15 protein-coding genes are annotated in these 15181 nt (G+C 40.1%); 4 read left to right on the top strand and 11 right to left on the bottom strand.

Annotated elements, in window-relative coordinates; genetic code table 11:
* Positions 1-39: 39 nt before the first annotated feature.
* From A5N88_RS13260 to A5N88_RS13275, 4 genes are all read right to left on the bottom strand, one after another.
* Positions 40-975, bottom strand: a complete 936-nt coding sequence (locus tag A5N88_RS13260; RefSeq protein ID WP_066266775.1) for an ABC transporter ATP-binding protein — start codon at positions 973-975, stop codon at positions 40-42.
* 179 nt (positions 976-1154) lie between these two features.
* A complete protein-coding gene (locus A5N88_RS13265; protein WP_066266778.1) occupies positions 1155-2258 on the bottom strand; it encodes a sensor histidine kinase in 1104 nt (367 codons plus the stop codon).
* Positions 2259-2268: 10 nt separating this feature from the next.
* The gene (locus tag A5N88_RS13270) at positions 2269-2910 is read right to left on the bottom strand and encodes a response regulator transcription factor (RefSeq protein WP_066270519.1); all 642 of its coding nucleotides are present in this window, start codon (positions 2908-2910) and stop codon (positions 2269-2271) included.
* A 386-nt stretch (positions 2911-3296) separates the two neighbouring features.
* A complete protein-coding gene (locus A5N88_RS13275; protein WP_066270521.1) occupies positions 3297-3815 on the bottom strand; it encodes a type 1 glutamine amidotransferase domain-containing protein in 519 nt (172 codons plus the stop codon).
* A gap of 406 nt (positions 3816-4221) precedes the next feature.
* Here A5N88_RS13275 and A5N88_RS13280 point away from each other — a divergent pair, with 406 nt between their 5' ends.
* Entirely contained in the window at positions 4222-5013 is a 792-nt protein-coding gene (locus A5N88_RS13280) for an arylamine N-acetyltransferase family protein (protein ID WP_066266780.1), read from the top strand.
* Positions 5014-5089: 76 nt separating this feature from the next.
* On the opposite strand, the gene motB is transcribed toward A5N88_RS13280, so the two are convergent.
* The 3 genes from motB to A5N88_RS13295 all read right to left on the bottom strand — a co-directional run bounded on the left by motB (position 5090) and on the right by A5N88_RS13295 (position 7155).
* Positions 5090-5893: a flagellar motor protein MotB gene (gene motB / locus A5N88_RS13285; RefSeq protein WP_066266781.1), complete on the bottom strand. Its 804-nt coding sequence runs from the start codon at positions 5891-5893 to the stop codon at positions 5090-5092.
* Complete coding sequence (gene motA, locus A5N88_RS13290; protein WP_066266783.1) at positions 5886-6683, bottom strand: flagellar motor stator protein MotA; 798 nt, start codon at positions 6681-6683, stop codon at positions 5886-5888. The genes motB and motA overlap by 8 nt, the downstream gene beginning before the upstream one ends.
* 100 nt (positions 6684-6783) lie before the next feature.
* Positions 6784-7155 carry a DnaJ family domain-containing protein gene (locus A5N88_RS13295; RefSeq protein WP_066266788.1) on the bottom strand — a complete coding sequence of 124 codons (372 nt, stop codon included), beginning with the start codon at positions 7153-7155 and terminating at the stop codon, positions 6784-6786.
* Between the two features lie 360 nt (positions 7156-7515).
* Between A5N88_RS13295 and A5N88_RS25565 the strand changes: the two genes are divergently transcribed.
* The gene (locus A5N88_RS25565) at positions 7516-7677 is read left to right on the top strand and encodes a hypothetical protein (RefSeq protein ID WP_198160269.1); all 162 of its coding nucleotides are present in this window, start codon (positions 7516-7518) and stop codon (positions 7675-7677) included.
* Positions 7678-7789: 112 nt separating this feature from the next.
* Here A5N88_RS25565 and hmpA read toward each other — a convergent pair whose 3' ends face one another.
* Entirely contained in the window at positions 7790-9007 is a 1218-nt protein-coding gene (hmpA, locus tag A5N88_RS13300) for an NO-inducible flavohemoprotein (protein ID WP_066266790.1), read from the bottom strand.
* 521 nt (positions 9008-9528) lie between these two features.
* On the opposite strand from hmpA, the gene A5N88_RS13305 reads away from it, so the two are divergent.
* Positions 9529-9969: an Rrf2 family transcriptional regulator gene (locus tag A5N88_RS13305; RefSeq protein WP_066266795.1), complete on the top strand. Its 441-nt coding sequence runs from the start codon at positions 9529-9531 to the stop codon at positions 9967-9969.
* Between the two features lie 113 nt (positions 9970-10082).
* Here the strand turns inward: A5N88_RS13305 and A5N88_RS13310 are convergent, their stop codons facing one another.
* The 3 genes from A5N88_RS13310 to A5N88_RS13320 all read right to left on the bottom strand — a co-directional run bounded on the left by A5N88_RS13310 (position 10083) and on the right by A5N88_RS13320 (position 13750).
* Entirely contained in the window at positions 10083-11768 is a 1686-nt protein-coding gene (locus tag A5N88_RS13310) for an acyl-CoA dehydrogenase family protein (protein ID WP_066266797.1), read from the bottom strand.
* A gap of 79 nt (positions 11769-11847) precedes the next feature.
* A complete protein-coding gene (locus A5N88_RS13315; protein WP_066266799.1) occupies positions 11848-13371 on the bottom strand; it encodes a class I adenylate-forming enzyme family protein in 1524 nt (507 codons plus the stop codon).
* 1 nt (position 13372) lies between these two features.
* Positions 13373-13750, bottom strand: a complete 378-nt coding sequence (locus tag A5N88_RS13320) for a MerR family transcriptional regulator (RefSeq protein ID WP_066270522.1) — start codon at positions 13748-13750, stop codon at positions 13373-13375.
* Between the two features lie 196 nt (positions 13751-13946).
* Between A5N88_RS13320 and A5N88_RS13325 the strand changes: the two genes are divergently transcribed.
* A complete protein-coding gene (locus tag A5N88_RS13325) occupies positions 13947-15179 on the top strand; it encodes an aminopeptidase (RefSeq protein ID WP_066266803.1) in 1233 nt (410 codons plus the stop codon).
* The last annotated feature ends 2 nt before the right edge of the window (positions 15180-15181 follow it).

Consider the following 15181-nt stretch of genomic DNA (forward strand, 5'->3'; position numbering starts at 1 on the left):
CATGAGCCTCCTTTGTTAAACAAATACATACTCTTCATCCTAATCACGCAAGTTTCTTCCCGTTAACGTCAGAAATACGGTTTCTAAATTCGGCTCTTTTTCATCAATTGACCTGATCTCGGTTCCCGTTTGAAGGAGAGAAGCAATGATTTTATTTAAATTATTTACACCCGTGGCAGAATGAATTTTCAACACATTATCCTCCACTTGAACAGTTTCTACTCCATGGATCTCTTTTAGCTGTTCTATATTAATAGAATCTGCTGATTTTACCTCTATTGTAATATTCTTGTTTTCAGTAATAATGGCTTTAAGCTGCTCCTTGGATCCTTCTGCAATAATTTTGCCATGGTCCACAATGGCAATTCGTGAACAAATTTCTTCAACCTCTTCCATGTAGTGACTGGTATAAATAATGGTACTGCCCATTTCATTCAATTTTTTTACGGACGTTAAAATATAGTTTCTCGATTGAGGATCAATTCCTACAGTCGGCTCATCCATAATAATCAGCTTGGGACGATGGGCGATCGCACAAGCAATATTCAATCTCCTCTTCATCCCGCCTGAGAATGACTTAGGGAAGCTCTTTGCCTTATCACTCAGCCCTACAAATTGCAGTGCCTCTGCTACTCGTTCCTCGAGTACAGCTCCTCTTAGTCCGTATAATCCTGCAAAAAAACGTACGTTTTCATAGGCTGTAAGGTCTTCATAGATCGCTAAATCCTGCGGAACAATGCCGATATTCATTTTTGCAAACCGCTGATTTTTGGCAATATTTTTACCCAGTATTTTCATTTCTCCTTCATTGTTTCTTATAAGCCCCGCTATCATATGAATCGTCGTGCTTTTTCCTGCTCCGTTTGCACCTAAAAAGCCAAAAATTTCTCCTGATTTCACGTTCAGAGACATATTATCAACAGCGATGAAATCTCCAAACTTCTTGGTCAGGTGATTTAATTCCAATATATTCATCTATTTTCATCCCCTTTGTTTTATCATCCTAGGAAATCTGCTAATCTGTCAGTTTTAATCAGCAGCTCCTATTTATATACTTGTTATCTGTATTATAAAAAAAAGAGCGAATCTGCATCAGTGCATTGATTCACTCTTTCTATATGAGAATCTTCATGTTTTCACAGGAAATTCTTCCGTTACGGTATTGGCAGCAGCGTCGTGACAGAAAACCCATTGGTGCCATCAATAATTAGCTTGCCGTTTAACGAAGCAGTCCGTTCTTCCATCCCCATCAAGCCCATGCCTTTTATCACTTTGTCCGTTCCTCTGCCGTTGTCCTTTACCTCTACTTTGATGGCTTTATTGAGCACTTGGATTTCAACGGCTACAGCATCTGCATCGGAATATTTACTTGAATTTGTTAAGGCTTCCGTTACATTTTCCTGTATGAGCTTCCATTGAAACGGAGTAACTACATCCAAATTGCCCTTTGTAACTAAGGAGGTGCGCATATGGCTTTGAGAAGAAAATTCATCGAGGACCAGCTTAATTCGATGAACACCGATTTGTTCTACAGGCGGCTTCATATTTCTTAAAGTTAGGCGAATTTTCTCGATGCCTTCCTTGGATATATTAATCGCATTTTGCAATAACTCTTTTGCTTTATCTGCATCACGGTTCAATAATCTCTTGGCTGCTTCCATTTGAATAAGAGCCCCCGTAATGGAATGCCCAATTTTATCATGGATCTCTTGGGACAGCCTATTCCTTTCCTCCAGCTTGTATGTATACTCTGATTGTCTCATATAAATGTTTTTTTCAGTTAAGGTGCTTGAAAGCCTTTGAATACTTTTTCTCATTTCATCCATCTTCTTCTCATGCTCTTCTTCACGCCCTGAATAATAAGCACAGCCGGTAAAGATCGTAAATCCAAAGAATGAAACCAATGCATAAACCGGCTGTAACTCTTTTCCAATATAAACCATAGGAATGAAGGCAGCCACTAAAAGAAACCATTTACGCTTTGTATAATAATTCAAGAGTTCATAAAGATTGATGGGGATTAATAGCAGGATGAGCGAATCGATTTTTACAAAAGCATAAATAACGAATAGGACAGTTAATCCCGCTATCAATTCCTTCATTTTCTTTTCTTTTACCAAATAAAACACCAGGTTAATGCTAAGATAAACAAGCAGAGCAAACACAATCCATGGCTTATGACTGCCGCTTGAATTAATGTAACTATAAGCAATAAAGAATATAATAATTAATTTCGTCATCACCATGCCTAAATCCATATGGTTCTCCTTAACGATCCATTTTGCCAGTTAAATAATAAATGGCGATTTGGGTACGATGCTCAAATCCTGTCTTATTCAGAATCGATGTAATATAATTGGCAGCCGTTCCTTCAGAGATAAACAGTTCTCTGGAAATTTCCTTATTGGATAAGCCGCGGGCAATTAAAGACATGATGCTTAGCTCCCTCTCCGTGAATCCGCTCGAATCAAACATAGGCCCATTGCCTTTTTGTTCGGATAAATTAGACTTAATTTTCTCCAGAACTGCATCCTGTATAATACTATTGCCATTATAGACACTTCTGATGGCATCACATATAATCTCCGGTTCAGTATTCTTTAATAAATAACCTTTGGCTCCATTTTTAATGGCTTCCAATATGTATTCATCATCATCAAACGTTGTCAGAATGATCGGCTTTGTTAGGGTTTGCTCTGCTATAAGCCTGGTTGCTTCAACACCGTTCATATTAGGCATGCGTACATCCAAAAGTGCGATATCTACTTTATTACGGGTGCAAAATTCAACCGCTTCAATCCCATCATTTGCTACTCCCGCTATTTCAAAGTCATCATAGGTGCTTAAAATGATCTTCATGCCTTCCCGAATAAAGGAATTGTCGTCTGCCACCAGTATTTTTATCGCCATTCGCACGCAGTGAGGACTTTATCCACTCTGCATTCACATCCTTCACTCTTTTCTTTCATCATATACGACTTGGACTCTGTCCCTCAATATCTATCAAAAGATTTTGCACAAGAAATTTAGGCAAAACAAGAAAAGCGCATGCGCCTTGCTCATCGGCGTACGGATTCCGAAGTCTTCGACTGAGATAAAGGAAACACAGCGAGGTCTTTCACGAGCTGATGTTGACTTATCACAGGGAGAAGACGGAGAAATCTGCTAGCCGATAGGCGTTGGAGCTAGACAAAAAAACATCCAAGAGCTTAGCATTTATAATGTAAAAAGCAACAAAAAAGCCTGCACAAATTAAACTGCAGGCTTTTCGTTGTGTAAAACAATCGAAAGTTACATTAGGCTTCTAGAAGCTTTAGGGATTCACGCGTAAAGGCAGGAATATCATCTGGATTTCGGCTCGTCACCAGTTGGTTATTGCATACCACGACTTCCTGGTCCTTAACGTTTGCCCCAGCATTTTCAAGATCGACCAATATGGATGTGTAGCCAGTCGCATTTCTGCCTTCTAATGTTTTGGCCGTGATTAATAGCTGAGGGCCATGACATATAGCAAAAACGGGTTTTTTGTCATCCATAAATTTCTTTGCGAATTGTACAAACCGGTCGTCTGCACGAAGCTGGTCTGGTGAGAAGCCTCCAGGAATAAACAATGCATCAAAATCATCCGGATTAACATCGTCAATGGATTTATTAATGGTTACTTTCGCTTCTCCCTGCTTGCCGGCCACCGTTTTCCCAGCTTCTTTTTCAATTGTCACAACTTCATGGCCGGCTTCCTTATACGCTTTTGCCGGTTCAGTATATTCTACATCCTCAAACATTTCGGTAATTACAGTAGCTATCTTTTTGCCCATATTACTGCATCTCCTTTTACGTATAAGTATAATTTTAATCACATGTACAATGTTTCCCCATTTTTTGATAACAAAACCTTTTTGTACCCCTATTCCCTGAAATTCCGTTCTCATTTCCCCTGTAACATTCGATGGATGAATAGGATTTATCATGGAAATTTCAAATTTTTGTTTGCCCAGGCACTAAATTTCCCGAGAAATATTTTATTTTGTAGAATAAAAGTGTCCAGCAATGAAAGAACTTCTGAGAAAAAATAACATTATTAGACATACCTATCCTGATTGCTTAGAAGCCATATTAACTGGTGCCTTCTGCAACAACGTCTACAGATATAAGTTTCCGTCTATGAATAAAAGAAATAAAAAAATAAATGATGTGAAAATTCCACCCGTTGGAGGTTTTATAATGAAGGAGTTAAACGAATTATTCCGCAAGCGAATTGGTTTTCCAAAGAACCAGACTATCATCTTTGATACATTAGACCAAATTCTTACACTCACAGCTGCCAGTTTTCCCTTTGAAAATCTATGTATCTTCTCCAACCAAATACAGGCTATTACAGAAGAAAGTTTAATTAAAAAGCTTCTTAGGAGAAGTGAAGGCGGCCTTTGTTATGAATTAAATTCTTTGTTTTTCCTCTTTTTAAAGGAAAATAGTTTTGATGTTACTTTAGTACCGGGAATTGTCTATGACCATCATGCAGAGGATTGGAGCGCAATAGGAAAAACTCACGTATGCATTCTGCTAAAGCATCAAGGTAATGATTATCTGATTGATACTGGGTTTGGCGGCAACCTCCCTTTAAAGCCCGTTTCATTAAAGGGTGCCCGCATTGAATCTGCGAATGGGGAGTTTCAAATAAAAAAACGTAATGGTGCCGACGAAGAATATGTTTTATATATGAAATTAAAGTATAAACATTCTGAGTGGAAGCAGGGATACACCTTTTTTCCAGCGTCTCCGATAAAAAAACTGTCAGATTTAGATGCTGTACAAAGAAAAATTGTTGAAAGCACTGATTCTCCTTTTAACAAGGTTCCTTTGCTCACTAAGCTTACGGCTGGCGGGAGTATAACACTAACGCCAAGCTCCTTAACAGTGTGGAATAAAGGGGAAATGACGAAAAAAGAAATCGAAGGAATTGTTTTTAAAGATTGGGCCATCAAACACTTCCAATTGAACACGGCTAAAAACTGAGGTATTTTCTTGAAGATATACGAAGAATCCTGATAAAGGCAAAAAACCTGCGTAAGCTAAATGCTTATGCAGGTTTTTAATTGGCTGGACTTTTACCGCGAGGCAGAATCAGCACTTCCACACGCCGATTAGCAGCTCTGCCTTCTGGAGTACTGTTGTCAGCAACTGGCTGATACTCACCGAATCCCCTTACACTAAAGTATTGGGGATTTAACTGTTTATTTTCTAACAATAGTTTCATAAAGTTTAAAGCTCTCATGACACTTAATTCCCAGTTAGATTGGAATTTTGAATTTTGGATTGGAACATTATCCGTATGCCCGCTGATAATAATATTGCGTGGAGGGTCCATCACTAGCAAATTAGAAACCTCTTTAGCCGTCTTTATATCCTGTGGCCTTACTGTGGCCTGTCCTGATGCAAACAAGACATTATCTCTAATCGTCAATAGCAAGCCTTCATCTGTTAGTTTAGTAGAAAACTTTCCTTGCAGATTGTTTTTCTGAATATATGCATCTACCCTTGATTGGGTATCCTGCAGCTGCTGGTAGTCTATTGACTTCATTTTTTGCAGCTGTTTCGCTTCAGCAGAAGGGTTTTTCATATTATTTTGCTGCTTTATTAAAATTTCACCATTGCTCGTTGTATCATTTTGGTCGACAGGTGCCGGTTTTGTATAGTCCAGTACCCCTGTGCCTCCTGTAAATATACCATTGAACACCTTGGAAAATTCCTGAAATTTTTTCGCATCCACCGAGCTCATCGCAAAAAGGACAACGAACAAAGCAAGAAGGAGCGTTAAAATATCTGCATAGGGGATAAGCCAGGATTCATCAGTATGAAACTCATCTTTCTTTTTCTTTCGCCTGTTCCTACTCATTGATCATGACGCCGCTTTCCTCCATAATCGATTTCCGTTCTTCAGCGGGCAGATAGGATGCCAGTTTTTGTTCGATTACACGCGGCGATTCTCCTGCGAGTATGGAAAGAATACCCTCAAGCATCATCTCTTTAACCTTTGATTCCTGCTTGGATTTCCGCTTTAGCTTATTGGCAAATGGATGCCAGAGGACATAACCAGTAAAAATCCCCAGCATTGTGGCAATGAAGGCTGAAGAAATCGCCTTTCCGATTTCAGCTACATCTGACATATCCTTAAGTGCGGCAATCAGCCCTAATACAGCCCCAAGTACACCCAGAGTCGGTGCATATGTTCCTGCCTGAGAAAAAATTGCCGCACCAGCTTCATGTCTTTCTTCCATTGCATCTATTTCCTCACCTAACACATCACGGATGTAATCTGCACTTTGGCCATCAACCGCTAAGCTCAATCCGTTTCTTAAAAAGGGATCATCCACTTCGTCGATTTTTGTTTCCAATGCAAGCAGTCCTTCTTTTCTTGCAAGCTGTGCCCATTCAGAAAAGAATTCAATTAAGTTTTTGGGTTCCACTAATTTTTGTTCTGTAAAAAGGATTTTAAATAGCTTTGGCACTTTTTTAATTTCGCTGGTCGGAAAAGCAATTGTTACTGTAGCAATGGTTCCAAGAATGATAATAAGGAATGCAGCAGGGGCGTTTACAATTGCCAGTAACGGCACACCCTTAAGGACCATTCCTACGCCTATTGCAATAAATCCTAGTATTAGACCGATAATCGATGTTTTATCCATATTTTCCACCTTACAATTGCATTCTTCTTCCCACATTATATCGGCTTAAAAAGGACAATATTTAGTGGCACCCTGAAAAATCAACAGGGCTAAATAGAAGTCAAAGAAATTTTTTCTCAATTTTCTGTTCATAATTTTTAAAGACTGAGGAATTCGTATTAATTCTTTTTTTGGAAAGCATTTGATTGTAATTTAACAGCTTCTGAGTAAGCTGATTTTTCAGCCCCTCCTTTTCTGTCTCGTCTTTTGTATGTTTAATCAAATCCTCGATTGTCATCAGTTCTTGTTTTAAATTCGCTTCTTCCGGAGAGTAGCCGGCATTTCTCATTAATCTGTAAGCCATGCGCAATTCCTCTGGAATCCCAGCTAAATCATCCTTCGGAAGCGGTTTTCCCAAACCAGGCAAATTGTCAAATTCTCCATTTTCCTGAGCTTGCTTAATTCGTTCTTCTGAAAGTCTGAAAAAATCCATATTTTAATCATCCTTTCCAATTATATATCTTTATTATATCGAAATTCACATATAAATCCTTTTTGTTCCGCCTTTTAAAAGTGACAAAATTCCAACAATGGTATTTTCAAGCAGATGTTATCCGCTTTATTCTCTATATTATATTTGACATTATTTTACTTGGCTTTGTTAAACGATACTGTTGTTTTTTAGCTCCTTCGTGTGAAAACGCCGTTTAACACGCCTTTCAGCACAGCAGAAAGATTACAGTAAAAGAACCAAAAACCTAATTCATATAAAGGATGCTGTATCTTTTTCCGCGGGATATTTCCTCTCTTTAAGGGAAATCTATTCGATATAAACAGACAAGGAGGAAATTGTATGTCAAGAGGCACAGAATTTAACCATAAAAGAAAAGGACACCCTGGTGACTTCCCAAAGAATAGCGTGACAGAAAAACACACCACGGAAGCCCAGGAGGATGAAGAACTAATTGTGGTCCAGGAAGCATTCAAAAATCGAATCGAGCAAGACGAAGCATAGCACAAAAGGGGCTGACAATAATCAGCCCCATACTTTATTTCACTAAAGGGGTTAGACTCCTTTAGCGCTTTAACTCATTGAAGGAGTCTGACCCCTTTTTCACTCTATTGTATTACTGCTTTACAGCATGAACATTTAAATCTACTGCAGGACCAAAGAATTCATAACGGATATTCTCTTCCTTAACTCCTATTTCCGTTAACATTTGAACAACATTTTGCAAGAATGGTACAGGACCGCAAATGTAGCAAACAGATTTCTTGTTAACGATGTGCTCAAGATATTGTTTGGTTAAATAGCCCTCAAAATGATGACTGCCGCTTTCATCAATCGGTTTTTCATATCCGAAATAAACATGGCCGTTATCAAGCTTTCGGATATGTGATAACACCTCATCCCTTAAAGCATGAAATTCCTCGTTTCTTGCTGCATGGACAAACGTAACATCACGTTTAGAGTCTTGATTAGCTAGTGTTTCAAGCATGCTGACCATCGGAGTTAAACCCACTCCGCCGCTTAGGAGAACAATAGGAGCCTTTTCCTCTGTATTGAGAGTGAAAATACCTGCAGGGGCACTAATTTCAATCTTGTCTCCTTCATTCAAATAATCGTGAAGATAATTGGACACCTTGCCGTTTGGCTCCCGATCCGCTTCCCGTTTTACAGAAATTCTGTAATAATCATGACCCGGAGCACAGGATAAGCTGTATTGGCGGTTAAGAATAAAAGTTTCACCAGGTATTTTTACTTTTACTGTAATGTATTGGCCTGGTAAAAATTGGGGTACACCCATTCCGTCACTTGGTTTCAAATAGAAGGATGTAATGACTTTGCTCTCAACGACCTTCTTTGCCACAGTAAATTCCTTGAAACCGCTCCACCCGTTTTCTTGCCTTTCCGCTTCATTGTACATTCCTTTTTCCACATCAATAAAAGCTTGTGCTATGGCATCATATGCTTCTGACCATGCATTAATAATCTCATCAGTGGCAGCATCTCCAAGGACCTCTTTGATAGCCTTTAATAAGAATTCCCCTACAATTGGATAATGCTCAGGTTTAATGCCCAGCCCGCGGTGCTTGTGAGCAATTTGGACAACAACAGGCACAATTGCCTCCAGGTTATCGATGTACTGAGCTGCAGCTAATACTGTATTCGCTAAAGCTGTTTGCTGGCGGCCTTGTTTTTGATTTACGTGATTAAATATATTTAACAATTCAGGATGTGCTTCAAACATTCTTTTGTAAAATGTAGTAGTAATAGTTTTTCCATGGGCTTGCAAAGCAGGAACAGTAGATTTTACAATATCAATCGTCTTTTGAGATAACATGTGAAAGTCTCCCTTTTTAAAAGAAGTATTTTAAATGCATCTTTAGAATATACCCACACATTTTTAAAAGCAATATTCTAAATACACCTTTTGAAAAGCTGTCACAATTTAGACGGTTTATGTAAGAAAAGCGCAAGCGCCTTGTTCATCGGCGTACGGGTTTCAGAGTCTTCGACTGAAATAAAGGAAATACAGCGAGGCTGTTCACGAGCTGATGTTGACTTATCGTAGGGAGGAGACGGAGAAATCCGATAGCCGATAGGCGCTGGAGCTAGACAGAGAAAAGCGCAAGCGCCTTGCTTATCGGCGTACGGAGTTCAGAGTCTTCGACTGAAATAAAGGAAATACAGCGAGGCTGTTCACGAGCTGATGTTGACTTATTGTAGGGAGGAGACCCAGAAATCCGCCAGCCGATAGGCGCTGGAGCTAGACAAATAATTTATTGAATAAAAAATTTTATACTTTCTGCTTATCCTAAAAAAAAGGTATAATAAATTGCATACTCGTAAGAGGTGATCAAAATGAGGTTAACCAATTATACTGACTACTCATTGAGAGTATTAATATATCTTGCAGCACAAGAGCCTTCAAAGCTTTCTAATATTAAAGAAATTGCCGAAACCTATGGTATTTCCAAAAATCATTTGATGAAAGTGACACATGAACTTGGGAAAATGGGAGTCGTTGAAACCATAAGAGGACGAAATGGAGGCATCAAGCTTGCCCTTGCTCCAAAAGAGATCAATGTAGGAGCCATTGTCCGAAAAACGGAGGATGACTTTAGATTGGTAGAATGCTTTGACGGAAATGCTGAATCATGCTTGATTACACCGGTATGTGGACTTAGACATGCCTTAAATAAAGCATTAATGGCATATTTAAATGTGCTCGACCAATATACTCTTGCTGATTTAATTAAAAATCCAATTGCCTATCGTGAGCTTTTTCAGATGGGAAAATAAATTGATTTGGACTGACCAGACCCCGGAGCAGAATGCAAACCGGGGTCTGGTCTTTTCCACATAGATTGTTGCTTGTAAAACTTTAACAGTGCCTTTTATAAAAAGGGACTATACTATATTTGCTCCACTTTTTCTTGCTGCTTTTTATACAGCACAATTTCTTCAAAGGATGCAGCAAAGTCCAAATTCTCATCAACGGAGTTGGGATCAGCCCATTCCATTTTAACAAACAGCTCAGCTGCGAGTTTTTCCCTGCTGCCGCCTTTGATTGCATTTTCCAAGGCAATCGTACTTTCAAAGATCTTTATCATCATTCTGGCTATTCTTTTACAATGATAGGCTTGCGCTTCTTCATTGGCAGACATGACATACTTACATATCTTTTCCAGGTGGATTAGACCGGCTGTTACAGGAGCACCTGCATCCTGAAGAAATCTTGGCATTGCAGAAATTCGTTTCCTCACTTCCTTGATAAAGAGCTCATGCCCATTGTATTTTTTCATCAGCCTTAAAACTTCTAATCCTAATATATTAGCTGTTCCTTCCCAAACGGTTAGTACCTGGGCATCACGTAAAAGCCGGGGTGTCACAAAATCCTCAATATATCCATTCCCTCCGTGAAGTTCAATCGCCTCATGGGAAAAATGAATCGCCTGCTCAGCAGTTTCCATTTTTAACAATGCAATTAAAAGCCGGTTCATCGCTTTTTCCTCTTCTGTAGAGATGCCATTTTCCGCTGAAATTTTATCAAAAAGTGCAATTAGCTGAAAAACTGCACTCGTTTCTATTTCCTGTTTCAACGTCATCTTAGTAAGGGTTTCCCGGACCATAGGAAAGGCTGTAAGCTGTGCTCCAAAGGTATATCGATGAAAGCAATATTTTTTGGCTTCTGAAAGTGCCCTTCTCATGATGCCAATTGATGCTACTGCATTGCAAACTCTCGATAGGTTCAGGGCTTCCATCATATAATAGAAACCCTTAGAGGCATCCCCAATAACATAGGCTTTAGCCCCATCAAAAACAACTTCACCGGACGGTACAGCTCTCACTCCCAGCTTATCCTTCAATCGCCTTATCTGAATACCATTTAAGCTTCCATCTTCAAGCCTCCAGGGAACGAGAAATAAACTAAGCCCTTTTGTTCCTTTCGGTGCCCCTTCCCGCCTTGCCAAAACGGCTGCTACTCCGCATGCCCCCGCATTGGAAGCGAAATACTTTTCTCCATAAAGCCGATAGTGCTCCCCATCAAAAACGGCTTTTGTTTCATTAGCACCCACATCAGAACCACCCTGTCTTTCTGTCAAAAAAGTGGCACCCTCATATCTTTCAACTTCTCCTGTTGAGATGACGTGTGAAAGAAATCTTTTCTTCAGATCATCGCTTCCGTATTTATCAAGCAGGTAGGCGGTAGCAGCGGTGAGGGTTACCGGGCAATGGAAACCAGCTTCTGCCTGCGATAATAAATAGCCTTGTGCAAATGAGTACATATAATTTCCTTTTTGTTTCAAAGCTGGAATTTCTTTATGAACATACCCGACAATTCCGCGATTGTATATGTCCTCAACAGTTTGTTTATATCCTTCATTCATCCAAACCTCAGAGACATCCTCTCCAAATCGGTCATACTTTATCAGCTTCGGCTGGCCTTCCCTATCTGTATGCCTGGCTCGTTCATCTACTTTAGTGGCACACAGTTCCCCAAACTCATCCAGTTCTTTATTTGCCCAATGCAGAAACTCCCCTTGCAAATACTTTTCGATTACTGATTGAAAATGTGGATCCTCCTGAAAAAAATTCATTATTGCTTCCTCCCTCTCCTATAGGGTCCGAATCCTTTATCACTTTACCGCACTACAGGGGTCAAACCCCTTTATCACTTTACTGCACTATAGTGATGTTCCCTTTCTTCAACTGCTGCTTGAGAATTTTTCCTGCTGCATTTCTTGGCAGCTGATCGATAGCTTCATAAAGTTTTGGAATTTTATAAGCAGCGAGCTCATCAGATAGAAATCGCTTACATTCCTCTTCGAGATCCTTGATTGGCTTTTTAGTGACGATGAATGCCTTTACCGTTTCACCCCATTCAGGATGTGGAACCCCTACAATTGCCGCTTCACTGATATCAGGATGTTGTACCAATAAATCTTCTATTTCCTTTGGATATACGTTTACTCCGCCGGTTATAATCATGTCTTTCTTGCGGTCTACAATCCAGTAGTAGCCATCCTGATCCCGTCTTGCCAAATCCCCTGTCAAAAGCCAGCCATTGCGGATTATGTCTTTGGTCTTTTCTTCTTCTGTAAAATACCCTTTCATAATGGACTCGCCTGACAAAACGATTTCACCTATTTCACCCTCACGTACATCAAATCCATTCTCATCAACCAGACGAATTTCTGTCCCAAAGGCTGCCCTCCTTCCGATACTTCCAGGCTTCGATCGATGTTCTTCAGCTGTTAATAATGTCCCACTGGGTCCTGCTTCCGTTAAACCGTAAACACAAACAAAATTTTCAGTCCTAAATTGTCCTTTTAAATACTCTACCTCTTTTCTTGAAAGAGGCGCGCCCCCGTAAACCCAATATTGTATAGAAGAAAGATTGCAGTTCAAAATAGATTGGGACTTTGCAGCAAGCAAATAAGCAATAGGTGCTCCGAAAAAATGTGTAATCTTTTCGTTTTCAACTAAATGAAGAAACTCTTCAGGATGAAAGGCAGGGCATACAATATGCGCAGCACCGACAAGAGTGCCCGCCGCCAAAAACAAATTCAATGGAGCCGAATGGCTTAAAGGCATCATATGGAGAATCCGGCTTTCCGGCTTAAATGATACTTCAAGACACATCATCATCGCTGCATTTAGAACATTCCGGTGCGTAAGTAAGACCCCTTTTGGCTTACCGGTAGTGCCTGATGTATAAAGAAGTGCCGCATCATCATCTTCTTTCAGGCTGCAAAATACATCACGGTTCACATCACCTGATGTAAGATCCTCTATGCTTGACCACCCCTCTGCATGCTGTCCCGTTTTTATCTTTAGGCGCAGGTCTGCCGAATTTACATCCTTTATGCCATGCCATAACGTCTCATGAGAGAATACTGCTGCTGCTCCACTATGCTGTAGAATTTCTTCAAATTCCCGCTTTGTCAATTTTGCATTGAGCGGGACCACGATTCCTCCGGCACGGATGCAGGCAAAATAAGCGATGATAAAAGAGGCGGTATTTGGCATAAAAATAATAGCCCTATCCCCCTTTTTAAAGCCATTTTCCATCAGTGAAAAGCTTAAACGATTTACCTGAAAATCCAGTTCCTTGTAGCTGATCCGCTGAGTTCCATCCACAATGGCTTCATGCCCCCCATACTTTCTTGCATTTTGTTCCAGCAGTCCTGAAATATTCATTTCATTCCCCCCTAAGCAGTAACAATCTCACTTTGAACTCTTCCAAATATTGAAGTGTATCCTCACGCAGCGCCTCAAGCTCCCTTATCTGCTCATTTACCTCTATTATCTTGTGTTCTCCATATTCTATCGCCTTCTCGAGCTGTTTAATACCCGTGCGGTCCTTATCAAAGAGCCCAATCATTTCTTTGATTTCCACCAAGGTAAAACCCAGCCTTTTCCCTCGAAAGATCAGCTTTAATTTGGCATGGTCTTTTCTTGTGTAGCACCTTCTTCCCCATTCATCCCGTCCTGGTTTCAAAAGCCCTAATTCTTCATAGTAACGCAAGGTCCTTGTCGATACTCCAAACTCTTTTGACAGGTTCGAAATCGATATCACAGCCCCCTCCTCCCATTCAAAGAATTTTCTGTCTATAACAATTTTACCACTTACGTTTACGTAAACCTCAAGTAAAAAATCCAATAAACATTACTATGTAAGTGCTTTCTCCTCAGACAGCGTTAAGGTTGGCAATCATGAAAATGATTGTTAAAATAGAAAAGAAGATTCAGAAAAAAAAGGAGACTAAATACATATGACGACCTTTCAAGAAAACCTTGAAAAATATGCCGAGCTGGCTGTAAAAGTCGGCGTGAATATTCAAGAAGGACAAAAGCTTGTTGTCAATACTACTTTAGATGCTGTAGAATTTGTTCGCTTAGTTGTTAAAAAGGCTTATGAAGCCGGCGCCCGCGATGTCATTGTGAACTGGAGCGATGACCAGGTTTCCCGCATTAAATACGAAAAGGCTCCTGAAGACACGTTCAAGGAGTATCCAAAGCACCGTGCAGCTGAAACCATTGATCTGGGCGAAAACGGAGCTGCCTTTATGTCGATTGTTTCCTCAAGCCCTGACCTGCTTAAAGGCGTGGATTCTGAACGAATTGCCAATTTCCAGAAGGCGGCAGGACAAGCACTGGAACAGCATCGTCAATTTATTCAATCCGATAAAGTCAGCTGGACTGTTGTAGCTGCACCTTCACCGGCTTGGGCTCAAAAGGTTTTCCCTGAAGCAAGCCAGGAGGAAGCTGTAGAAAAGCTTTGGAATGCGATTTTTAAAGCGACACGCGCTGATAAAGCAGATCCTGTTCAAGCCTGGAAAGAACATGATGAAACCCTTCATGAGAAAGTCGACTATTTAAATGAAAAACGTTATAAAAAACTGCACTATACAGCACCTGGAACTGACTTAACCATTGAATTGCCTGAGGGCCACCTTTGGGTAGGTGCTGGAAGTGTAAACGAAAATGGCCATGAGTTTATGGCAAATATGCCGACGGAAGAGGTATTTACAGTACCTCATAAAGACGGAGTGAATGGTTATGTTTCCAGTACGAAGCCTTTAAGCTATGGCGGCAATATCATTGATGAATTCACAGTAACCTTTGAAAATGGACGAATCGTGAATGTAAAAGCAGAGCAAGGAGAAGAAATTCTTAAAAAACTAGTGGATACAGATGATGGCTCACACTACCTTGGAGAGGTAGCACTTGTGCCTTATAACTCTCCTATTTCACAATCTAATATCTTGTTCTTTAATACTCTTTTCGATGAGAATGCATCCAATCACCTTGCAATAGGGAGTGCCTATGCTTTCTGTATAGAAGGCGGCAAAAAAATGTCCAGAGAAGAGCTGCAAAAGCATGGCTTAAACCAAAGTATTACCCATGTTGATTTTATGATTGGTTCTGCTGAAATGAATATCGATGGCATTAAAGAAGACGGAACTTCTGAACCAGTATTCAGAAATGGCGATTGGGCTTTTTAATA

This window comes from Heyndrickxia acidicola (assembly GCF_001636425.1).
In the GTDB taxonomy this organism is placed as follows: Bacteria; Bacillota; Bacilli; order Bacillales; family Bacillaceae_C; genus Bacillus_AE; species Bacillus_AE acidicola.